Here is a 22095-nt window from a genome sequence, read left to right as displayed (position 1 = left end):
GATGCCCGATGTTGCCGCCACCGCGCTGGTCTGGTTCCGCAACGACCTGCGCCTGGCCGACAATCCGGCCCTGCGGGCCGCGCTGGACGACGGCTACACGCCGATTCCGATCTACATCCATGCGCCCGACGAGCAGGGCGACTGGCGGCCCGGCGCCGCTTCCGACGCTTGGCGCCATCATTCCCTGGCCGCGCTGGACCGCGACCTGCGCGCGCGCGGCTCGCACCTGCGCCGCTTCGTAGGCCCCAGCCTGCCGACCCTGCAATCGCTGCTGCTGGCGACCGACGCCGAGGCGGTGTACTGGAACCGCCGCTACGAGCCGGCGATCGAGAAGCGCGACACCCGCATCAAGCAGACCCTGCGCCGTCAGGGCGCGCGCGTGGAAAGCCACAACGGCGCGCTGCTGTTCGAGCCCTGGCAACTGGCGACCAAGCAGGGCGAACCCTATCGCGTGTTCACGCCGTTCTGGCGCGCCGCCCTGGCCGGGTGGCGCCTGGCGCCGACCTGGGAGCCGCCGGCGCATCTGCCCGCCAGCGCGGCCGGGCCGGAAGGCGTGCCGCTGGAAGCCTTGAAGCTGCTGCCGTCGCCGGCCTGGGACCAGGGTTTCTGGCAACACTGGCGGCCCGGCGAGGCCGGCGCGCACGAAGCCCTGGAAACTTTCCTCGACGGTGCGCTGGACGGCTACGCCCAGCAGCGCGACCGTCCCGATCGCGTCGGCACCTCGCGGCTGTCGCCGCACCTGCACTTCGGCGAGATCGCGCCCTGGCGCGTGGTCGCCGCCCTGGAGGCGCGACGCAGCGCCGCGCGCGCGGGCGACATCGACGCGGCGATCCGCGAGCTGGGCTGGCGCGAGTTCGCCCACCATTTGCTGCACCATTTCCCGGAAACACCGCAACGCAACTTCAACCCGCGCTTCGACGATTTCGATTGGGCGCGCCTGGTCCAGCCGCGCCTGCAGGACTGGCAGCACGGCCGCACCGGCGTGCCCATCGTCGATGCCGGCATGCGCGAGCTCTGGCACACCGGCTGGATGCACAACCGCGTGCGCATGATCGTCGCCAGCTATCTGACCAAGCATCTGCGCTATCACTGGCGCCACGGCGCGCGCTGGTTCTGGGACACCCTGGTCGACGCCGACCTGGCCAACAACACCCTGGGCTGGCAATGGGTGGCGGGCACCGGCGCCGACGCCGCGCCGTACTTCCGCGTGTTCAATCCGGTCACCCAGGCCGAAAAGTTCGATCCCGACGGCCGCTATATCGCGCGCTGGGTACCGGAGCTGGCGGCGCTGCCGCTGCCCCTGCACTATGCGCCCTGGCGCGAACCGGCGACGTTGCGCCGCCTGGCTCCCGACTATCCGGCTCAGCCCCTGGTCGACCTGGCCGCCGGCCGCGACGCCGCGCTCGCCGCCTACCGAAAACAGCGGGAGTAGGGCACGGCCTACGGCAAGCGCGCGCCGAGCCGGCCGTGCTCTTGCCGATCCGGAGTCCCGCCTTCTCGCGTTGACGCCGCTCGCGGCCGCGTGATTCACTCGGCGCAGACGCTTTGGAGGGCGCATGGCCACAGCACAACCGCGCAAACGCGCGCGTCGCGAACCGATGTCGCGAGTGGATACGGCCTGGTTGCGCATGGAGCGACCGACCAATCCGATGATGATCACCGGCGTGCTGATGTTCGCCGAACCGATGTCGATCGATGCCTTGCGGCGCGTGGTCAAGCAGCGCTTCCTGGCCTATACGCGTTTTCGCCAGAAAGCGGTCGACACGCCGGCCGGCGCGTCCTGGCAGACCGACGAGGACTTCGACCTGGACTGGCACGTGCAGCTGACCGCGCTGCCCGGGCGCGGCGGCAAGCGCGGCCTGGAACGCTTCGTCAGCCAGCTCGCGTCCAGCCCGCTCGATCACAGCCGGCCGCTGTGGCAGTTCCATCTGGTCGAGCGCTACGACGGCGGCTCGGCCCTGATCGCGCGCATCCACCATAGCTACGCCGACGGCATCGCCCTGGTCCAGGTCCTGCTGTCGCTGACCGATACCACCCGCGAGCCGGCCAAGGGCAGCGACCTGCCGCACGCCTGGCTCAAGACCGACGGCGTCGAGGTCGCGCGCCGGGTCGGCGCGGTCGACCGCTACATGAAGCTGGGTTCGCGCGCGCTGGAAAAGGGCATGGAGATGTACCGCGACCCGACCCTGGCCGGCATGCTGGCCAAGGAGGGCGGCGAGATCGCGCGCGAACTGCTCAATGCGCTGGCGCTGTCCGACGATCCGCCCTCGCTGCTGCGCGGCAAGCTCGGGGTGAGCAAGCGCGTGGCCTGGGCCGAACCGCTGGACCTGGAAGAAGTGAAGGCGGTCGGCCGCGCCTGCGACTGCACCGTCAACGACGTGCTGATGGCCACCGCGGCCGGCGCGCTGCGCAACTACATGATCGAGCGCGGCGACAGCGTCGACGGCGTGACCCTGCGCGCGACCGTGCCGGTCAACCTGCGCCCGCTCGAGCACGCCAAGAAACTCGGCAACCATTTCGGCCTGGTGTTCCTGGAACTGCCGGTCGGCGAGCACAACCCGATCCGTCGGGTCGAACGCGTCGCCGAATGCATGAACAACCTTAAAAATTCACGGCAAGCCATTGTTGCATTTGGTCTTTTGGCCGCCCTTGGCATGGCGCCGTCGCAGCTGCAGGGGCTGGCGCTGGAACTCTTCAGCCGCAAGGCCACCGCGGTGGCGACCAACGTGCCGGGCCCGCAGCAGCCCCTGTACCTGGCCGGCTGCACGCTGCGCGAGATGATGTTCTGGGTGCCGCAGACCGGCTCGATCGGCGTCGGCATCTCCATCCTCAGTTACAACGGCCGCGTCCACTTCGGACTGATCGCCGACGCCAAATTGATCCCCGATCCCGACGCGGTGATCAGCCGCTTCGGCGCCGAGTTCGACAAGCTGCTGTACCTGGCGCTGATGGGCAACTGGGACCACACCCTCGACGCCGCCGGCGCCGACGCCCTGATCCCCGCCGGCTGAGCGCCAGGCGACAGGCAGGGTGCGACCCGTTCGCACCCTGCCGCCGTCGCCGAGCTCGGGGTAGTGGCGGCGCCGCGCAAGGATTTGCTTCGGTCACAAGCCGCGCCACGCCATGCCTTCTGTGGGAGCGGCGTAAGCCGCGATCGAACCCCCATCCCGTTGCGCGCTTGGAGTCGGCTAACGCCTCGAACGCGCAACGGCCTTCCTCGTCCACGCCTGCCGACAGCTGAACTGCCGTGCGCCCTCGTCACCCATCCGTGACGCCGGCGTGATTAGCTTTGGCTCCGCCGAATTCAGCCGAGGACGTCCCATGAAAACCCAGATCAAGATCGCGATGGCCGCCGCCGCGATGACCGCCGCGCTCGCCGGTTGCGCCACGGGCGGCGGTGGCTACTACGGCGGCCAGCCGCAGGGCCAGTACCCGCAGGAGCGCCAAGGCATGAGCCGGACCCAGAAGGGCGCCCTGATCGGCGCGCTGGCCGGCGTCGCCGCGGGCCTGCTCAGCGGCGACGACGCCACCGAACGCCGCCAGCGCGCGCTGATCGGCGCCGGCGTCGGCGGCCTTGCCGGCGGCGCCATCGGCAACTACCAGGACCGCCAGGAGCGCGCCCTGCGCGAGCGCATGGCCGGTACCGGCGTCGACGTGGTGCGCCAGGGCGACAACATCACTTTGAACATGCCCAGCAACATCACCTTCGCCTTCAACAGTTCCCAGCTCGAATCGCAGTTCTATCCGGTGCTGGACAACGTCGCCTCGACCCTGCAGGAGTACAACCAGACCATCGTCGAGGTCGCCGGCCACACCGACAGCATCGGCACCGACGCGGTCAACCAGCGCCTGTCCGAGCAGCGTGCGGCCTCGGTCGGCAACTACCTGATGTCGCGCGGCCTGGTCCGCGACCGCTTCATCCTCACCGGCGCCGGCAAGACCCGTCCGATCGCCAGCAACGACACCGAGGAAGGCCGCGCCCAGAACCGCCGCGTCGAAATCACCCTGGTGCCGCTGCGTTCCTGAGCCGACGGGCGGGCAGGGCGACAGCGCCGCGCGGGCTCGCCAATTTCAGCAAGTTCCGATCGAACGGGCCGCGAAAGCGGCCCGTTCGCTTTGCAGCCGCACTCTCCGAGCTCCGCTCCGGAGCAGGAACAGCATTGGACCGATGCTCCTTGTAGGAGCGGCGCAAGCCGCGACCGCGCCACCGCAGCTACGACGAATGCCCCCGATGCCTGGCCGACGCAGCACCGCCGCGCTTCAATCGACCCGCTGCGCCACACGTCGCACAAGCGGCGCGGCAGCGTGATCGCGGCTCACGCCGCTCCCACAGGATGCCGGTCGGCACTCGCATGCCTGCCTTGGGGTAGGAGCGGCGTAAGCCGCGACCGCCCCCTCCCACTCACGGCGCAAGCCCTCAGCCCATCCGCTGAAACGAGAACAAGCGCGCCAGGGGATGCGGGCGCCGCTCGACCGACGCCCGCAACAAACCCGCGCCGACCTCGGCGTAGGTGATGCCGTTGCCGCCGTAGGCCATCGCGAAATGCACGCGCGGCCCGTACTGCTCGTGCGGCCCGAAGTAGGGCAGGCCGTCCTCGGTTTCGGCGAAGGTGCCGGCCCAGGCGAAGGTCGGCGCCAGCTCCAGGCCGGGAAACCGCTGTGCGACCTGCCGCACCAGGCGCCGGGTCTTCTTCTCCAGGCGTGCGTCGCGCCGGGACGGAATGTCGATCGCGTCGTCCTCTCCGCCGACCATGATCCGGCCGTCGCCGGTGCCGCGCAGATAGAGATAGGGCCGCGCCGACTCCCAGACCATGGTCCGGTCCAGGCCGCGCAATTCGCCCGGCGCCATCGGATCGGTGACGAAGGCGTAGCTGCTGCGGTTGCGCGCCAGCCGCTGGCGCAGCCAGCGCTGGCCGGCGTACCCCGTCGCCAGCACGGCCTGGGCCGCGCGGATCGTATGGCCCTGGGGCGTGCGCAGCAGCACCGAACGCGCGCCGGGTTCGATGGTCGCGACCTCGCTGCGGTCGTGTACGCGCACGCCCCGCCTGGCCAGGCGCATCAGCAGGCGATAGGTCATGCGATAGGGATCCACGCGCGCGCCCAGGCGGCTCAGGATCGCACCGGGCGCGTGCAGGCCGTGGCGTTCGTGCAGATCGGCGGCGTTGAGCCAGCGCACATCGAAGCCGTGGCGGCGGCGCAGCGCGAGTTCGTGCTTGAGCGCGTACACATGGCGCTGCTTGCTTGCGCAGTAGACGCTGTCCACCCGCGCGAAATCGACATCGCCCAGGCCGCGCACGCGCTCGCGCAAGGCCTGCACCGCTTCGCCGCAGGCGCGGTAGGCGAGGGCGGCCGCGTCCTCGCCGTAGCGTTCGCTCAGATCGATCAGGTGGGTGTCGATCTCGTACTGCAGCAGCGCCGTGCTGGCCGCCGTGCTGCCCCAGCCGATATCGCGCTGCTCGATCACCAGCACGTCGTGGCCGTGGCGGGCGAACTCGTCGGCGATCAGGGCGCCGCTGATGCCGCCTCCGACCACCGCCACCTCGCAGCGCGCGTCGGCATCCAGGGCCGGGAAGGCGTGCATCAGGCCGTTGCGCACGGCCCAATAGGGGTAGCCGCTCTTCAGGTCCATGGCCATGCGCGGTACCGGGGCATGCGTGGGCTCGTCGTGGGATGCGCGGACAGCACACTCCACCGGCCGTCGTCGCGGGGTGAGCGCGCAAGGCGGCGAATCCGCGATTCATCTACATGAGCCTGCGCTGCATGCGCCAGGCGCTATCACGACCGCGCGCTAACGAAATCCTGCCGTCGCGTTTACCGCGCCAGGACTAGCCTCGGCCCCGCGTCGGAACGGTTCCGACCGGAGGCTTATCCATGTCCCGTGGAGACAAATCCGCTTACACCGACAAACAGAAACGCCAGGCGCGTCATATCGAAGAGGGATACCGCAAAGAAGGCTTGTCCGAGAAGACCGCCGAACAGCGCGCCTGGGCCACCGTCAACAAACAGGACGGCGGCGGCAAGAAGTCAGGCTCGGGACGCGAACGCCAGCACTGAGCCGGCGACGCGTCGTTACCCATCGATAGGAGCACGCTCATGAATCCGATTCGCAGTCGTTTCGCCACCGCGCTGACCCTCGCGCTGCTCGTCGGCGCGCCCGCCGTGGCGTTCGCCCAGGAACATACCCCGCCGCCGGCGACCGGCGAATCCAGTCAGCCGGTCAGCGACACCTGGATCACCACCAAGGTCAAGACCGAATTGCTGGCCGCCAAGGACGTGTCGGGCCTGAAGATCGATGTCGATACCGTCAACGGCGTGGTTTCGCTGTCGGGCACGGTCGACAACCAGGCCCAGATCGACAAGGCGACCGCGGTGGCCAAATCCGTGCAAGGCGTGCGCAGCGTCGACGCCAAGGCGCTGATGGCCGCCAAGCACGCCAGCAAGAAGTGAGGCCGGTCGGCATCGGCGCCTGCGCGCGTATTGGATCGGGCCGCGACGGCGGAACCCTGGGCCGTCGCGGCCCTGGCGATCAGGCGCCGGGCGGCGTCGCCGCGTCGTCGCCGCCGATCACTTCGTTCCAACTCAGCTCGACACCTTTGCGATGTCCCTTCTCGGTGAGCTTCAAACCGTGGGCGTCGATCGTGAGCGTGTAGAGCTTGTCGCCGATTTCCAGTTCGCGTCGCAGCGGCTTGTCCAACTTGGTCGTCATGGCGTTCTCTCCGTTGATGTCGCATCGCGGGGCGTATCGCGTCAAGGACGCATACCGGGCCGAGGATACAACGGCCGGCGCGGCTGCGGCGTGGCTGAGTGCGCGCAATCGCGTGGCCGCTATTCGCTTCGACTTGCGTTTCACGCCGCGATCACATCGGCCGTCACCGAAACCCAACCCGAGGAGATAGTCATGGCCAACGTGAGCGCTTTCATGACACCCAATCCGGTCGCCTGCGACGTCACCACGCCCCTGCGCGATGTCGCTCGCATGATGGCCGACCACGACTGCGGGGAGATCCCCGTGCTGGACGCAAGGGGCGTGCCGCTGGGCGTGGTCACCGACCGCGACATCACCGTGCGCGTGGTGGCCGCCGGCCGCGACGGCACCTCCACCGCCGGCGACGCGATGACGATGCCGGCGCACAGCGTGAATCTGGACGCCGATCTGCGCGATTGCGTGGAGCTGATGGAGCGCGAGCAGATCCGGCGCGTGCCGGTGGTCGACGCCGAAGGGCGCCTGGCCGGCATCGTGTCGCTGGCCGATCTCGCCCGCGCCGGCAAAAGCCGGGCGACCGCCGAGGTGGTGCGCGAGGTCTCCGCGCCGCCCGGATGAGCCGGCGTCGCAGTCCTTGAGACGCGGGCAGGGCAGGCTGGATCCGAGCCCCAGGGACGCAGGCGCCGAACGATACGGCACCGGGCTACGGCACCGGTGCTCCAGCCCCGGTCTGCCGCGGCGGCGCTACCATTCCCTTAGCTCCCGTCCGCCCCCATACCGGTAGCGGCCCCCACCGGATTCGCCGCAGCGATCGCGTCCGCGCGCCATGCCACTGACCGCCTTCCATCCCGCCGTCGCCGCCTGGTTCGCGGCGACCTTCCCGGCGCCGACCCAGGCCCAGGTCCTGGCCTGGCCGTCGATCCGCGCCGGGCGCCATACCCTGGTCGCGGCGCCGACCGGCTCGGGCAAAACCCTGACCGCCTTCCTGGCCGCGATCGACACCCTGGTCCGCCAGGCCGAGGCGCAGGGCGCCTTGCCCGACGAGACCACGGTGGTCTACGTCTCGCCGCTGAAGGCGCTGTCCAACGACATCCACCTGAATCTCGACGCGCCGCTGGCCGGCATCCGCGAAGAGCTGGCGCGCATGGGCCGGCCCGATCCCGGCATCCGCAGCGCGGTGCGCACCGGCGATACCACCGCCAGCGAGCGCATGCGCATGCGCAAGCAAGCGCCGCACCTGCTGGTGACCACGCCCGAATCGCTGTACGTGCTGATGGGCTCGGAATCCGGGCGCGCCATGCTCTCGACCGTGCGCACGGTGATCGTCGACGAAATCCACGCCGTCGCCGCGAGCAAGCGCGGCAGCCACCTGGCCCTGACCCTGGAACGCCTGCAGGCCTTGTGCGGGCATCCGATCGCGCGCATCGGCCTGTCGGCGACGCAGAAGCCGATCGAGGAGGTCGCGCGCTTCCTGGTCGGCGCGTCGGCGATCGACGCCGAGGGTCGCCCGGATTGCGAGATCGTCGACATCGGCTACGACAAGCGCCGCGACCTGGCCCTGGAGCTGCCGCCGTCGCCGCTGAGCGCGGTGATGTCGCACGAGCAATGGGACCAGGTCTATCGGCGCCTGGCCGAACTGGTCGCCGAACACCGCACCACCCTGGTCTTCGTCAACACCCGGCGCATGGCCGAGCGCGCCGCGCGCCATCTCGGCGAACGCCTGGGCAAGGAGGCGGTCGCCGCGCACCACGGCAGCCTCTCGCGCGAGCTGCGCCTGGACGCCGAACAACGGCTCAAGCGCGGCGAGCTGCGGGTGCTGGTCGCCACCGCCTCGCTGGAACTGGGCATCGACATCGGCGATGTCGACCTGGTCTGCCAGCTCGGCTCGCCGCGCGCGATCGCCGCCTTCCTGCAGCGCGTCGGCCGCGCCGGCCACCATGTCGGTGGCGTGCCCAAGGGACGCCTGTTCCCGCAGTCGCGCGAGGACCTGATCGAGTGCGCGGCGCTGCTGGACTGCGTGCGTCGCGGCGAGCTGGATGCGCTGGAGCTGCCGGTCGCGCCGCTGGACGTGCTGGCGCAGCAGATCGTCGCCGAGGTCGCCTCGCGCGAATGGGAGGAGGACGCGCTGTACGCGCGCCTGACCCAGGCCTGGCCCTACGCGCGCCTGGCGCGCACGGATTTCGACGCGGTCGTGCGCATGCTCGCCGAGGGCTTCACCACCCGCCGCGGCGCGCGCGCCGGCTACGTCCACCGCGACGCCGTGCACCGGCGCCTGCGCGCCCGCCGCGGCGGCGCGCTGACCGCGGTCACCTCCGGCGGCACCATTCCCGATACCGGCGACTACGCGGTGGTGCTGGAACCGCAGGCGACCACGATCGGCAACGTCAACGAAGACTTCGCCATCGAAAGCCTGGCCGGCGACGTGTTTCAGCTGGGCAACGCCAGCTACCGCATCCTGCGCGTCGAGCCGGGGCGGGTACGGGTCGAGGACGCCCAGGGCGCGCCGCCGAACATTCCGTTCTGGCTGGGCGAGGCGCCGGGGCGCAGCGACGAACTCTCGCTGGGCGTGTCGCGCCTGCGCGGCCTGGTCGACGCCCAACTGGCCGCGCACGGCGAGCCCGATCCGGCGACGCTGGCGCAGGTGCACGCGCAGGTCGCGGCGGCGATAGCGCACGAACTGGGCCTGGGCGAGGACGCCGCCGCTCAACTGGTCGACTACCTGGCGCGCACGCGTTATGCGCTGGGTGCGGTGCCGACCCAGGACACGGTGGTGCTGGAGCGCTTCTTCGACGAATCCGGCGGCACCCAGCTGGTCATCCACACGCCCTACGGCAGCCGCATCAATCGCGCCTGGGGCCTGGCCCTGCGCAAGCGCTTCTGCCGCAAATTCAATTTCGAACTGCAGGCGGCCGCCACCGAGGACGCGATCGTGCTGTCGCTGTCGACCAGCCACAGCTTCCCGCTGATCGAGGTCGCGCGCTATCTGCACAGCGCCAGCGCGCTGGACGTGCTGATCCAGGCGCTGCTGGACGCGCCGCTGTTCGGGGTGCGCTGGCGTTGGAACGCGACCACTTCGCTGGCCTTGCCGCGCTACCAGGGCGGCCGCAAGGTCGCACCGCAGCTGCAGCGCATGAAAAGCGAGGATCTGCTGGCGACGGTGTTCCCGGACCAAGTCGCCTGCGCCGAAAACCTGGTCGGCGAACGCGAGGTGCCGGACCATCCGCTGGTCGCGCAGACCTTGCACGACTGCCTGTACGAGGCCATGGACGCGCAGGGCTGGCTGCGCCTGCTGGGCCGGCTGGAGCGCGGCGAGGTGCAGGTGATCGCGCGCGACGTGACCGGCCCGTCGCCGATCGCGGCCGAGGCGATCAATGCGCGGCCCTATGCCTTCCTCGACGACGCGCCGCTGGAAGAACGCCGCACCCAGGCGGTGATGAGCCGCCGCTACGCCGACCCGGACAGCGCCGACGACCTCGGCCGCCTGGATCCGGAGGCGATTGCGGCGGTGCGCGCCGAGGCTTGGCCGGAAGCGCGCAACGCCGACGAGATGCACGAGGCCCTGATCGGCCTGGCCTATGTCGAGGCGCGCGAGGCGCGCGCGCACGGCTGGCTGGACGCCTTGCATAGCCTGGCCGAGGCCGGGCGCGCGACCCGTTTGCGAGCGACCGCCGACAGCGACGACGACGCGGCCTTGTGGATCGCCACCGAGACCTTGCCGCAGGCGCGCGCCTTGTTCCCCGACGCGGCCTGGTCGCCCGAGGTGACGGTGCCGGCCGAGTACGCCGCGGCGGCCTGGGACGCCGACGGCGTGCTGGCCGAATGGCTGCGTTCGCGCCTGACCGGCCTGGGTCCGGCGACCGTGGCCGCGCTGGCGGCTTCGCTGCGGCAGCCGGCCGTGGCGGTGGAGATCGCGCTGGCGAGGCTGGAAAGCGAGGGCTATGTGATGCGCGGCCGCTTCAGCCGCGAAAGCAGCGAAGGCGGCGCCGAGGAATGGTGCGAACGCCATTTGCTCGCGCGCATCCATCGCTACACCGTCGGCCGCCTGCGGCGCGAGATCGAGCCGGTGTCGCCGCGCGATTTCGTGCGCTTCCTGTTCGACTGGCAGCGCGTGTCCGCGGCCACCCGCATGAGCGGCCGCGACGCGGTCGAAGCGGTACTGGCGCAGCTGCAGGGCTTTGAGGCGCCGGCAGCGGTGTGGGAAGGCGAGTTGCTGAGCGCGCGCATCGCCGACTACAGCCCGGCTTGGCTGGACGACCTGTGCAGCGCCGGACGCGTGAGCTGGGCGCGCCTGCGTCCGGCCCGGGTCGAGGCCGGCACCGCGGCCTCGCCCTCGGTACGCCAGACCCCGATCGTGCTGTTGCCGCGCCGCGAGCTGGCGATGTGGTCCACCCTGACCGCGCAGCGCGCGGACGACGCGCCGCTGTCCTCGCGCGCGCTGCGCGTGGTCGATTGCCTGCGCGTGCGCGGCGCCTCCTTCTTCGACGAGCTCGAGCGCGGCGCGCACCTGCTCAAGACCGAGCTGGAAGAGGCCCTGAGCGAACTGGTCGCGCGCGGGCGCGTGACCTGCGACAGCTACGCCGGCCTGCGCGCGCTGCTGGTGCCGCCGTCCAAGCGCGAGGGCTCGCGGGGCGGCCGCAGCCGGCGCGCGCCGATGTTCGGCATCCAGGACGCCGGCCGCTGGTCGCTGACGCCGCGCCCGGCCGAGGACGCGCCGCCGCCCGCGGTCGACGCCGAAACCGTCGAGCACGCCGCGCGCAGCCTGCTCGACCGTTATGGCGTGGTGTTCTGGCGCCTGATCGAACGCGAGGCCAGCTGGTTGCCGCCCTGGCGCGACCTGCTGCGCGTGTACCGGCGCTGGGAAGCGCGCGGCGAGATCCGCGGCGGCCGCTTCGTCAGCGGCATGTCCGGCGAACAGTTCGCGCTGCCCGACGCGATCGGCGCGCTGCGCAAGCTGCGCCAGCGTCCCGACAGCGGCGAGCTGGTCTGCGTCTCGGCGATGGACCCGCTCAACCTGGCCGGCACCGTGCTCGCCGGCGACCGCGTCGCGCGCCTGCCCGGCGCGCGCGTGCTGTTCCGCGACGGCCTGCCGATCGCCAGCCTGAGCGCGGGCAAGGTCGAGATGATCGAGGAAGCGCTGACCCCGGACGACGCCGAACGCGTGCGCCAGGCCCTGGTCCGCCGCCGCGGCACCGCCGCCGACCCCGACACCGCGCTGTATCCGCCAGGGCTGGCCGAAGCCCTGCGTTGACTCCGCGGGGGTCTCGTCGCGCAGGAGCGGCGCAAGCCGCGACTACGAAGTCCCACCATCGCCGTAAGCCCCGATGCACCCTGTAGGAGCGGCGCAAGCCGCGACCACGCCCCCACGCCATCGCGCATCCTCCGAAGCCCCCTGTGGGAGCGGCGTAAGCCGCGATCGCGAACCCTACACCTTGGGGGCAACTTCCGAAGAGCGCCAGCGCCCGCGACCTTCGCATCGCCTTGGCGCACGCCATGACCGGCGGCGTATCGCGCCGCAAAAACCGGTTCGCTGCGGCGGCATAACGCGCGCGGGGCAGGGGGCAGCGATGGCGCGTCGGCGGTGTTGAATGCGATGGCCGGCAAAAGCGGCGCAGCCAGTCGTGGCCACGCGGTCGCGGCTTACGCCGCTCCTACAACAAGCCCGCGTTCAGCCATCGCGTTCGAACCCGCGCGCCAACTCGCGGGTCAGCTCCGCAGCCGGAATCTCCCGGCAACCGCTCGCGTTCTGCCCCGACCACAACGGCGAAAAATCGCCGCTGCCCTGCGCCTCGGCGCGCGCCCGGATCGGCGCCAGCGCGCCGCTCGCCAAGGGGAAGGGCGGCGCCAGCCCGCTCAAGGGACCGCGTTCGCGCATGTAGCGATTGACGATGCCGCGCGCGGGGCGCCCGCTGAACAGATTGGTGAGCGTGGTGTGCCCGCTGCCGGCGCCCTTCAAAGCGGCCCGATGCACCGCGCTGGTGTCGGCTTCCGGGCAGAGCAGGTAGGCCGTGCCGATCTGCACGCCTGCCGCGCCCAGCCGCATCGAAGCGGCCACGCCTCGCGCATCGGCGATGCCGCCGGCGGCGATTACCGGTACCCGCAGCGCGCGCACCAGCTGCGGCAGCAGCGCGAACGTGCCCGACTGGCGGCTGAGGTCGTCGTCGAGGAAATGCCCGCGATGCCCGCCGGCCTCCAGCCCCTGCGCGATGACCGCATCCACGCCCTGCGCCTCCAACCAGCGCGCTTCCTCGATCGTGGTGGCCGAGGACAACACCTTGGCGCCCCAGGCACGCACCCGCTGCAGCAGGGCGGGCGAGGGCAGGCCGAAATGGAAGCTGACCACGCGCGGGCGAAACTGCGCCAGCAACTCGGCCGTCTCGGCGTCGAAGGGACGCCGGCCGGCCGCGGCGCCGACGGTGGCGGGGTCGATCTCGAACTCGCCGTAATAGGGCGCCAGCGATTCGCGCCAGGCCGCTTCGACCGCCGCGTCGGGCTCGGGCGGGCTGTGGCAGAAGAAGTTGACGTTGTAGGGGCGGTCGGTCTGCGCCGCGATCGCCGCCAGTTCCTCGCCCAGGCCCTGCGCGCTCAGCATCGCCGCCGGCAGCGAGCCCAGGCCGCCGGCCTGGCAGACCGCCACCGTCAGCGCGCTGCCCTGCGAGCCCGCCATGGGCGCCTGGATCAGCGGCAGTTCCAGATCGGGCAGATCGAGCAGCGGCATGGCGTCGTTTTCGCGGGGCGGCCGCGACAGTATCGCCCTGGGCCGGGCGCGCGGCGGTGAGCGCCCAGGCAACGCGGCGTTCTGCCGCCGCGGGTCCTGTTCCGGCCCCAGCCCCGGCCGCGGCTTCCACATGAACCGCCGCCACCGCCGCGCTTGTGAATGCGGCCGCCGCCCCTATACTGATCGGGTCAGCGTTGTTAGCTGTCCCCGGGGGTGCACTGGCTTCGACGGGGGTTGCAAAATCGCTTGGCGCATGCCGAGGGGGTAGCTTTCCTCGTAAATCCAGCTGCAAACTTTTAGTTGCCAACGACGACAACTACGCTCTCGCCGCTTAAGGCGTAAGCCCCGAAACTGCTTGTGTCCGTGCTCGCAGCGTAGGGTCATCATCACGGAATCGCTGGGGACGGTCGCCTGTCAATCCCCGGTTAACCCAAAACAGGCTGGTTCCCGGATGCGCTTTGCGCGCCGTGCTGTCCGGGGGCGAGATCTAACGGAGCGCTAAGCATGTAGTGCCGGGGATGGAGTGCCTTCGGACGGCGGTTCGATTCCGCCCACCTCCACCATAAAAGGGTCCCCCAAGGACCATGAAAGGCCGGAAAATCCTGCGCAATCAGGGCTTCCGGCCTTTTTTGTGTCCGCCCCTCTCGGAGGCAGCGCGCCTGTCGTCGGAAGGAACGGTTGCCGCCATGCCACGCGTCCGGGGAAGCGAATCGGACCTTGCGCCGGACCGGTGGAATCCAACGGCGGGCCGATGCCACAGGGCGCCTACGGCCTCGTAAAATTCTGGCGGGGCCGAGGGCGCGGTCCCGGCCATTCGTTCAAGCAGGACGCATCAGCGAGGCATCCAAGTGCGTACTTTGGGTGATAGCGCACTCGGCTGCGGTCTCGCGGCTCGGCTCGCCTCAGGGGGGAGGCCTTATGCGAATCTTCTTGTTGCTCGCAAGCCTGATTTGCATCTCAGCTTGCAACGTAACGAGCCGTTACCGATGGGCTTCAAGGCATATCACTCCTGACGAGCTTGTCGCTGCCTGCTGTTATCCGAGTACGCAAAGTCCTGACACCGACAAGCAGCTGATGCGCGCGTACTTCGCCTCTCTCGGACGAGAGCCTCTTAAAGGAATCGCCATCGAAGCGGCAGTTCCCGATCGGTACCAGCAAGCGATCGGCGCCGTCGCGCCTGTGGTCAACGTTTCGGGCGTCTCGAACGAGGCCTACGAAATCGCCCCTGGCTTCGCTATCGTCCGCAAAATCGACGTCGCTCAGGACAAGGCAACCATTGTCGCGACCTTCGGCCCGATGCATCGCAACGCAAATTTGGACTGCGGTACGACAATCTCCCTCGACCTGTTCCTCAAGTCGGGCGTTTGGGTTGCAAACGAGACCCTGACCTTGGAGGTTTGTTAGCCATGCAGCCTAAGGATTTATTCCCGCGAGGCTGGCGTGAGATTGGGGCGTTCGACGCAGTAGGCCTGGTCCGGGGCAGAATGGGCCTCGCGGCGCACGCTTGGGGGCGGCCACTCTCGCCATAAAACGGTCCCAAAAGGACCGCGGCAAGGCCGGGACATCGCACATCATCGAACATCGGGGGACTTATGGGGCCTTGCTACAGCTGCAAAAGAACCGTCGCTTTTGGCGGTATCAAAGATCATGGGTTTCGCTTTTGCAGCAAAGCTTGCCATGCCCAGAAGGCCGCGTTCATCGCCAGCCTCGCGTCCGTTTCCGCCGCGAATGTCGATGTGGAGGTCGCCAAGATTCGCAATGGTTTGTGCGCAAAGTGCGGCAAGTCCGGAAGTATAGATTTCCATAAGAGCGTTTTCGTCTGGTCGGCAGTGCTGATTACCCGCATGAGCGAAAACACCTTCATCGGTTGCTCGACGTGCGCCAGAAAGGCTCAGGCCCTTTCGTCGGTGGGAACCTTGCTGGTCGGGTGGTGGGGTATTCCGTTCGGCCTGCTGTTCACCCCTGCGGCCTTGCTGGTCAATGTCTATCAGATGATCCGCAGCGGTCCGCGCGCCCAGCCGAGCTCGTTGCTAAGGGACTATGCGAGAGATCGGCTGGCTTTTGCCAATAGGTACGGCGCTCCAGATTGGGCTCTCGCCATGCCCGATGGCCGCGTCGAGCCGCGCTTTTAGGCCGTGGCCGGCGGTCGATCCGGCCGAGGCCGCTAAGGATTCATGCTCGGCGCGAGCGAGCCGATGCGGGCCCGCAGTGGGCCATGACCTGGAGCGCGATTGCCGGCAAGATGCGCTTTCATCTTCCCGATCGCGTACATGCGCTACTCACTGATCATCTTCGATTTCGACGGCACGCTGGCCGATTCGTTCGCGTTCTTCATGCAAGCTCAGCACGCACTGGCGCAACGCCACGGTTTCAAGGCCATCGCCGAAGACCGCGTCGAGGAGATGCGGCGGCTGGGCACGCGCGAGTTGCTGCGGGAGTTCGAGTTCTCCAGATGGAAGCTGCCGATCGTGGCCGCCGATTTCGTGCGCCGCATGCGCGCCGCGCCGCCGGTGCCGTTGTTCGCGGGCGTCGCGGAGGCACTGCGCCACCTGCGCGGCGGCGGGGCGCGTTTGGCGATCCTGACTTCGAACTCGGCCGACAATGTGCGGCGCGTGCTCGGCGCGGAGTTGATGGAGACGATCGAGCTGACCGACGGCGGTGCGCACATGCTCGGCAAGCATCGGCGCATCGCGCGGATGCTGAAGCAGGCGAAGCTGGACGCCTCGCAGGCGATTTATGTCGGCGATCAGGTCAGCGACGGCGAGGCCGCGCATCGCGCGGGCGTGGCCTTCGGCGCCGTAGGCTGGGGTTATGCGCATGCCGACGTCTTGCGCACGGCGGGCGCGGAGGAGTTCTTCGATTCGGTGGACCAGTTGCGGCGCCTGGCGCCGCCGTCGGCCTCGTAGATCGAGCCGCCCCGCAGCGGCGCCCTGGCCGTCGCCTCAGCGGATTTCGTAGCGGATCAGCAGGCCTTCGAGCTGGGTGAGCAACCAGTCCCAGTCGGAGGGATCGGCCTCGAAGGCGAGGGTGTCCAAATGATTTTCGATGTCCCGAAACAAGGTTGGGGACCGCCGTAGCCGCTGGAGTTCCGCCTCCAGTAGCGCCAGTTCGGCTTCTAGCTGGGCCCTGGGCTTGCCCATGCGCCTATGCTTGGGACGCAGCCGTGGAGGGCGCGTGAGGAGCGCTTGGGCCATGCCGCCTGCCCAGGGCCGGCGCTGCGGCGCATTCAGGCATGGTGGCAGTGGGCTGAATAGCGCCTTCCCGGTGCGCCTGTCCCACGACGGCGTCCGCGCCCGGCTCCGTGCGATCACGGACCGCAATCAAAACCTTGACGCGCCCGACGAGGTCCAGGCGTTAGCTTGCGGCCGTCTACGTCCTCCCGGAGAGACCACATGACTCCGCTCGACAAACCGCTACGGCGCGAACTGGTGATAGAGGACCGGCCCTACACCCTCACCATCGATCCGCAGGGATTGAAGCTGGTGGAGAAGGGGCGGCGGAAAGGCCTGGAACTGCGTTGGTCCGAACTGGTGAATGGAGATGCGGCGCTGGCGACGGCACTGCAGGCATCGCTTAACGCCTGAGCGCCTCGCGCGCATCCTCGCGAGCATGTTCAACAATCGGGCCGTCGCTATTCCTCGCGCGCCCATGCGGCCAGGTTCTGCTTGATGCGGTCGATGCCGTCCCAAGGATCCTTGCGCCGCCGTTTGAGCTTGGCCGGCACCTCCTTGATGGTGAAGGCATTGGCCTTCTTCAGCCGGCCCAATTCGTTCCATGCCAGCGGCATGGCCACCGGCGCGCCCGGCCGGCCGCGCATCGAGTAGGACGCCACGGCCGTGGCGCCCCTGCCGTTGCGCAGATAGTCCACGAAGATGCGCCTGTTGCGCTTGCTCTTGGTGGCGGTGGACAGGAAACGGTCCGGCTGCGAGCGCGCCAGCGCGTCGGCGAAGCCATGGGCGAAGCGCTTGGTCAGGTCCCAGTCGCAGCCAGGGTTGAGCGGCACCACGACATGCAGGCCTTTGCCGCCCGACACCCGCAGGAACGAGGTCAGTTGCATCCGTTCCAGCAGTTTGCGTATGTCCACGGCGGCCTGCTTGATCTCGGCGAAGCCGACGCCGGGGCCCGGGTCCAGGTCGAAGACCACCCGGTCGGCGCGGTCGGGGTCGAGGGCGTGCGCGCCCCAAGGGTGGAATTCCAGCGCGTTGAACTGGACCAGTTCCATCAGCCCCGGCAGATCTTCGACCACCAGGTACTGCGCCTGCGCACCGGATTCTTCCTTGAGCTTGACGGTCGATACCCGTTCCAGGCCGGAGGTGAGGTGCTTTTGGAAGAAGCAGGGCCGCTCTATGCCCGACGGACAGCGGATGACCGACACAGGGCGCCCGGCGATTTCCGGCAACAGGTAATCGGCCACGGCCAGGTAATAGTCCCAGACCTCCTGCTTGGTGATGCGGGAGTCGGGGAACAACACCTTGGTCGGGCTGGACAGGGTGGGCAGATCCCGCTGGGGCGAGGTTTTTTTCGCGGCTTTCTTCGCGGTCTTGGGTGCGGTCTTCATGGCTCCTGTTCCCTTGCTTCGAACGCGAGGAGGCTGCGTGCCCGTGTCGCTGTCGGCCAGGTCCTGCACGTCCTTGTCCTCGCGTACCGCCTTCAGCGAGGCCTGGCGCAGCAGCTGCTGCCGGCCCATGCCGCGGTAGAACACTTCCACCACGAACCGCGGCGCGATCCAGGTCGCGCCGCGCAGGTCGGTGTCGGTGGCGCCGACATAGGCGGTGGGGCGTTTGCCGCCGCCTTTTTGCAGTTTGCGGGTCACGCTGCGCATCAGTTCGTCGTTGAATCCGGTGCCGACGCGTCCGATGTAGCGCCAGCCGTGCTCGGGATCCGGCTTGGCCAGCAACAGCGAACCGAAGCCGCTGCGCGATCCCCGCGGCGCGGTATAGCCCACCACCGCGAACTCGTCCGAGGCCAGCAGCTTGGTCTTGCGCCAGTCGTCGCTGCGTCCGCCGCGGTACGGCCGGTCGGCGCGCTTGGAGATGATGCCTTCGAAGTGGCGCTTGCCGGCCAGTTCGAACGCGGCCTCGCCGTTGCCGCTGATGTGCGAGCTGAAGGCCAGAGGGGAGGGCGCGCTGGCCAGCAGGTCCTGCAGCAGGGCCTTGCGCTCGATCAGCGGTGCATCGGTGATGTCCACTCCGTCGATGTGCAGCAGATCGAACAGGGCCAACGTCAATTTGCCCTGGCGTTCGCCCGAGAGCGTCGATTGCAGGAGGTTGAAGTCCTCCTTGCTGCCCGAACCGGCGATCAGCTCCCCGTCCAACGCGCCCGATTCCAGCCCGAGGGCTTCGATCGCATCGCGGATATCGGGAATTTTTTCCGTCCACTCCAATGCGTTGCGCGACCATAGCCGCACCCGGGCCGCGGCGATGGTGACCAGGATCCGGTAGCCGTCCCACTTCAGCTCGTGTATCCATTGATCGCCCTGGGGAGGTGTTTCGCCCAGCTTGGCCAATTGCGGTTCGAACGGCCCCGCCAGGGCCTTGGCCTTCTTCGCATCGGGCAGCTTGAGCGCCTGCTTCGCCCAATCCTTGCGCCGCCGTTTGCGCACGGGCAGGGCCGCCAGCTGCTTCTTGCGGGTCTTGCCCGCGCCGGCTCGCTTGCGATCCGCCGCCGGCGCCGCGGTCACGTCGGCCAACAGGTCGTCGGCCTCCAGGCTGCCGGCGAACGCGTCCTGGTCTTTGAAGAGCAGCCACTGCGGCTGCCTGGCCGCCTTCCCCGAGCGCACCAAATGCCAGGCGCCCTTGAGTTTCGCGCCGAACAGTTCGAAACGAAGATGGCCCTTGGCCAGTTGCTCCTCCGGGTCGCCCTCGGTGGCCCAGACGCCGTGATCGAACTGGGCCACGTGGCCGCCGCCGTACTGGCCCTTCGGTATCTCGCCCTCGAAGCCGGCGTAGTCCAGCGGGTGGTCTTCCACCTCGACCGCCATGCGCTTGACCTTGGGGTCGTAGCTGGGGCCCTTGGGCACCGCCCAGCTTTTGAGGGCGTCGCCTACCTGCAGCCGGAAGTCGTAGTGCCGCCGGCTGGCGTGGTGGAGCTGGACGACGAAGATGGCGCGCCGTCCTTTCGGCGGCGCCTTGCCGGGCTCGGGTTCGCGCGTTTGATCGAAGCTTCGCTTGCGGCGGTAGTCGACCAAGCTCATGGCATGGGGCTATTGGCCCAGATGCCGGCGCACGGCTTGCACGGTCGGCCCGACGGCCTTCACCGCCGCGCGCAACTGCTCGGCCGTCACGCCCAGGGCCTGGGTCCAGTACTGGAGTTCGTAGGCCTCGTTGACGTTGATGCGGTCGCGGTCCGGCGGGCCCACTTTGCTTTTGTCGTCTGCCATAAAGGTATCTCCTGAATAGCGCGAACCTAGATACTCCTGGGCCTGTCGTGAGTGCGTGAGCGGCCTTCCGTCGCCAACGGACGCGGTTGCGTAGCGACGCGCGACTCAGGCCAAACCGACCTGGACCCAGGCTGGCGCATGATCGCTGGCCTTGTCCTGCAGCCGGACCCAGCGATCCACGCCCGCGTCTTTCAGGCGTTCGGCCAGGGCGGGATTGAGCAGCAGATGGTCGATGCGCAGCCCGCGGTCGCGCTCGGCGTGCTGACGGAAATAATCCCAGAAGGTATAGATGCGCCGATCGCCGTATATCTGGCGCAATGCGTCCGTCCATCCCTGGTCCAGCAGGCGCCGATAGGCCTGGCGAACTTCGGGCTGGATCAGCGCGTCCTTGCGCCAGGCCGTGGGGTCGTACACGTCGTCGTCGCTGGGGATGACATTGAAGTCCCCCACCAGCGCGACCGGATTGGGCAGCGCCACCAAGGCCTTGGCGCGGCGATTGAGCCGCTGCATCCACTTGAGTTTGTAGTCGAACTTGGGACCGGGCTGCGGATTGCCGTTGGGCAGGTAGAGGCAGGCGATCACGATGCCGTGCACTTCGGCTTCGATATAGCGGCTCTGCTCATCCTTGGGGTCGCCGGGCAAGCCGCGCCGGCTCTCGATCGGCAGCAGGCCGCGCGCCAACAGGGCCACCCCGTTCCAGGACCTCTGCCCGTGCCATATGGCGCCATAGCCCGCGTCCTCCAGCGCTGCGGCCGGGAAGGCCGCGTCCGGGGCCTTCAGTTCCTGCAGCGCGACCACGTCCGGTTTTTCCTTGGCCAGCCACGCCAGCAGATGCGGCAGGCGCGTGCCGATGCCGTTCACGTTGAACGTCGCGATCTTGAAGGTTTTTTTGCGGGTCATAGCGGCCTGGGAAGCGCGCGGCGGGGGCGGCTGGGTCCAGCCTAGGGCCGCCTTCATACGCGATACGTGAAGCGCGAGTGGCCGCGAAGTAAAAACGGCGTGGCTGACGACGCCCGGGCGCGCGACGCGTGCGCATTCGTCCATCACGTCCGCAACACGGATTCGCTCGCAAAATTCGCGCGCGGATGGCCTCGTTCGCCCTGCGGTACAGGCGCCATGCGACTCAGGCGATCCGTCCAATGCCCGAGGTCCCTATGAACGGTACAGGCGAAAGCAAGAAGCCCTTGGACGAGGCGCTGGACAACAGCTTTCCGGCGAGCGATCCGCCTTCGATGACGTCCGGCACGACGGCGACGCCGTCCGCCCCGCACGTGGCCGGGTCGACAACATCGAGCAAGAGCGGCCATACCAATCTGTTTCGGGTGATCGAGCCGCCCGACTCCGACCGGCCCTTCGGCGAACAGCCCAAGTATCGCGCCGGCCGCTGGACTTCCGACGACGTGGCGGCGATCTACGCCTCGGCGAGCGAGGCCGGGGCGATCCTCGAATATCTGGCGCATGCCGGCGCGCACGCGTGCAGCGAGGTCGTGCTGGCGTCGGCGACGATTCCGTCCGATTGCATCCTCGCGCAAACGGCGCTGCCGTCCACCTGGTCGGAGTATCCCTACCGCGCCGACGCCCAGCGCGTCGGGGATCAATGGGCGCAGGAAGGAAAGTCGCTGGCTTTGAAGGTGCCCAGCGCGCTGGCGCCCAACCAATGCAACTACCTGATCAACCCCCGCCACGTGGACATCGTGCACCTGCAGTCGGTGACCATCAGTCCGGTGGCGATCGACCCCAGGCTGAGGCGTTCGACATGAAGCGCAAAGCGCCGATCACCCCCAGCGCGACGCGAACCCGCGTGCCGCTGAAACGCGTATTTCAAGACGCCCTGACTCCGGCGCGTGCCGCCCCGGAACCCGGCGCCAGCGGGGCCGCTCGCGGCGCGGACGGCGGCCGGGCGAAATCCGCGGCGAAACCGAAGGCGCCGGCCCGCTCCGCGCGCGCATGACCTGCGCCGCCCGCCGGCGCGTGTGTTAAGGCCTCGCCACGAGCCGAGCCGTCCGCGTATACGGCGCCATAGCGAGCGCTGCCGGACGATGAGTCACCGGATGAAACAAGGATACTGCCATGCTCAGTTATGCCCTGGTCTTCCTAGTCATCGCCCTGATCGCCGGCGTGCTCGGCTTCACCGGCATCGCCGGAGCGGCCACCCAGATCGCCTGGATCTTGTTCGTGGTGTTCCTGGTGTTGGCGGCGATCTCCTTCTTCCGCGGGCGAGGGCGCGCGGCCTAGCGGCGCCAAGGCCGCGAACGGGCCCTCGGCAAACCGGAAGCAACCGATCCGCTCCGATCGTTC

20 protein-coding genes and 1 other RNA gene are annotated in these 22095 nt (G+C 69.0%); 14 read left to right on the top strand and 7 right to left on the bottom strand.

Annotated features, from left to right (window positions below; all coding sequences use genetic code 11):
• Position 1: 1 nt before the first annotated feature.
• The 3 genes from V1318_RS02925 (at position 2) to V1318_RS02915 (ending at position 4026) form a co-directional block, all read left to right on the top strand.
• Positions 2-1432 carry a deoxyribodipyrimidine photo-lyase gene (locus V1318_RS02925; RefSeq protein WP_332937541.1) on the top strand — a complete coding sequence of 477 codons (1431 nt, stop codon included), beginning with the start codon at positions 2-4 and terminating at the stop codon, positions 1430-1432.
• Between the two features lie 124 nt (positions 1433-1556).
• Entirely contained in the window at positions 1557-3011 is a 1455-nt protein-coding gene (locus V1318_RS02920) for a wax ester/triacylglycerol synthase family O-acyltransferase (protein ID WP_332937539.1), read from the top strand.
• 310 nt (positions 3012-3321) lie between these two features.
• A complete protein-coding gene (locus V1318_RS02915; protein WP_332937537.1) occupies positions 3322-4026 on the top strand; it encodes an OmpA family protein in 705 nt (234 codons plus the stop codon).
• A 391-nt stretch (positions 4027-4417) separates the two neighbouring features.
• Here V1318_RS02915 and V1318_RS02910 read toward each other — a convergent pair whose 3' ends face one another.
• A complete protein-coding gene (locus tag V1318_RS02910; protein WP_332938309.1) occupies positions 4418-5629 on the bottom strand; it encodes an FAD-dependent oxidoreductase in 1212 nt (403 codons plus the stop codon).
• Between the two features lie 242 nt (positions 5630-5871).
• Here V1318_RS02910 and V1318_RS02905 point away from each other — a divergent pair, with 242 nt between their 5' ends.
• On the top strand, positions 5872-6054 hold the full coding sequence (locus V1318_RS02905) for a hypothetical protein (RefSeq protein WP_332938353.1): 183 nt from the start codon (positions 5872-5874) through the stop codon (positions 6052-6054).
• Between the two features lie 39 nt (positions 6055-6093).
• Positions 6094-6447, top strand: coding sequence for a BON domain-containing protein (locus V1318_RS02900; protein ID WP_332937535.1), 354 nt, complete (start codon positions 6094-6096; stop codon positions 6445-6447).
• A 79-nt stretch (positions 6448-6526) separates the two neighbouring features.
• Here the strand turns inward: V1318_RS02900 and V1318_RS02895 are convergent, their stop codons facing one another.
• On the bottom strand, positions 6527-6706 hold the full coding sequence (locus V1318_RS02895; protein WP_332937534.1) for a hypothetical protein: 180 nt from the start codon (positions 6704-6706) through the stop codon (positions 6527-6529).
• Positions 6707-6898: 192 nt separating this feature from the next.
• Here V1318_RS02895 and V1318_RS02890 point away from each other — a divergent pair, with 192 nt between their 5' ends.
• Together V1318_RS02890 and V1318_RS02885 are read left to right on the top strand one after the other, a co-directional pair.
• Positions 6899-7321, top strand: a complete 423-nt coding sequence (locus V1318_RS02890) for a CBS domain-containing protein (RefSeq protein ID WP_332937532.1) — start codon at positions 6899-6901, stop codon at positions 7319-7321.
• A gap of 208 nt (positions 7322-7529) precedes the next feature.
• Positions 7530-11951, top strand: a complete 4422-nt coding sequence (locus V1318_RS02885; protein ID WP_332937531.1) for a DEAD/DEAH box helicase — start codon at positions 7530-7532, stop codon at positions 11949-11951.
• A gap of 417 nt (positions 11952-12368) precedes the next feature.
• On the opposite strand, the gene V1318_RS02880 is transcribed toward V1318_RS02885, so the two are convergent.
• Positions 12369-13418 carry a nitronate monooxygenase gene (locus V1318_RS02880; RefSeq protein WP_332937529.1) on the bottom strand — a complete coding sequence of 350 codons (1050 nt, stop codon included), beginning with the start codon at positions 13416-13418 and terminating at the stop codon, positions 12369-12371.
• A 209-nt stretch (positions 13419-13627) separates the two neighbouring features.
• On the opposite strand from V1318_RS02880, the gene ssrA reads away from it, so the two are divergent.
• Positions 13628-13981, top strand: a transfer-messenger RNA (tmRNA) gene (gene ssrA / locus V1318_RS02875).
• Between the two features lie 511 nt (positions 13982-14492).
• Positions 14493-14822 carry a hypothetical protein gene (locus V1318_RS02870; RefSeq protein ID WP_332937527.1) on the top strand — a complete coding sequence of 110 codons (330 nt, stop codon included), beginning with the start codon at positions 14493-14495 and terminating at the stop codon, positions 14820-14822.
• Between the two features lie 167 nt (positions 14823-14989).
• Here V1318_RS02870 and V1318_RS02865 read toward each other — a convergent pair whose 3' ends face one another.
• Complete coding sequence (locus tag V1318_RS02865; RefSeq protein ID WP_332937526.1) at positions 14990-15223, bottom strand: hypothetical protein; 234 nt, start codon at positions 15221-15223, stop codon at positions 14990-14992.
• Positions 15224-15262: 39 nt separating this feature from the next.
• On the opposite strand from V1318_RS02865, the gene V1318_RS02860 reads away from it, so the two are divergent.
• From V1318_RS02860 to V1318_RS02850, 3 genes are all read left to right on the top strand, one after another.
• Positions 15263-15550 (top strand): hypothetical protein, encoded by a 288-nt coding sequence (locus V1318_RS02860; protein WP_332937524.1) that lies wholly within the window; start codon positions 15263-15265, stop codon positions 15548-15550.
• Positions 15551-15688: 138 nt separating this feature from the next.
• Positions 15689-16324 (top strand): HAD-IA family hydrolase, encoded by a 636-nt coding sequence (locus tag V1318_RS02855; protein ID WP_332937523.1) that lies wholly within the window; start codon positions 15689-15691, stop codon positions 16322-16324.
• Positions 16325-16810: 486 nt separating this feature from the next.
• Entirely contained in the window at positions 16811-17002 is a 192-nt protein-coding gene (locus V1318_RS02850; RefSeq protein WP_332937521.1) for a hypothetical protein, read from the top strand.
• A 47-nt stretch (positions 17003-17049) separates the two neighbouring features.
• On the opposite strand, the gene ligD is transcribed toward V1318_RS02850, so the two are convergent.
• The 3 genes from ligD to xth all read right to left on the bottom strand — a co-directional run bounded on the left by ligD (position 17050) and on the right by xth (position 20697).
• On the bottom strand, positions 17050-19611 hold the full coding sequence (gene ligD / locus V1318_RS02845) for a DNA ligase D (protein ID WP_332937519.1): 2562 nt from the start codon (positions 19609-19611) through the stop codon (positions 17050-17052).
• A 9-nt stretch (positions 19612-19620) separates the two neighbouring features.
• Positions 19621-19797: a DUF3606 domain-containing protein gene (locus V1318_RS02840; RefSeq protein ID WP_332937518.1), complete on the bottom strand. Its 177-nt coding sequence runs from the start codon at positions 19795-19797 to the stop codon at positions 19621-19623.
• A 105-nt stretch (positions 19798-19902) separates the two neighbouring features.
• Positions 19903-20697, bottom strand: a complete 795-nt coding sequence (gene xth / locus V1318_RS02835) for an exodeoxyribonuclease III (protein ID WP_332937516.1) — start codon at positions 20695-20697, stop codon at positions 19903-19905.
• A 284-nt stretch (positions 20698-20981) separates the two neighbouring features.
• Here xth and V1318_RS02830 point away from each other — a divergent pair, with 284 nt between their 5' ends.
• Together V1318_RS02830 and V1318_RS02825 are read left to right on the top strand one after the other, a co-directional pair.
• Positions 20982-21557: an RES family NAD+ phosphorylase gene (locus V1318_RS02830; protein ID WP_332937515.1), complete on the top strand. Its 576-nt coding sequence runs from the start codon at positions 20982-20984 to the stop codon at positions 21555-21557.
• Positions 21558-21867: 310 nt separating this feature from the next.
• Complete coding sequence (locus tag V1318_RS02825; protein WP_332937513.1) at positions 21868-22032, top strand: DUF1328 domain-containing protein; 165 nt, start codon at positions 21868-21870, stop codon at positions 22030-22032.
• Positions 22033-22095 lie beyond the last annotated feature (63 nt).

Origin of the sequence: Lysobacter sp. CCNWLW3 (genome assembly GCF_036697405.1) — a bacterium.
In the GTDB taxonomy this organism is placed as follows: domain Bacteria; phylum Pseudomonadota; class Gammaproteobacteria; order Xanthomonadales; family Xanthomonadaceae; genus Lysobacter.
Note: the sequence above shows the minus strand (reverse complement) of the source record. Positions and strands in the feature narration are given on the sequence as shown.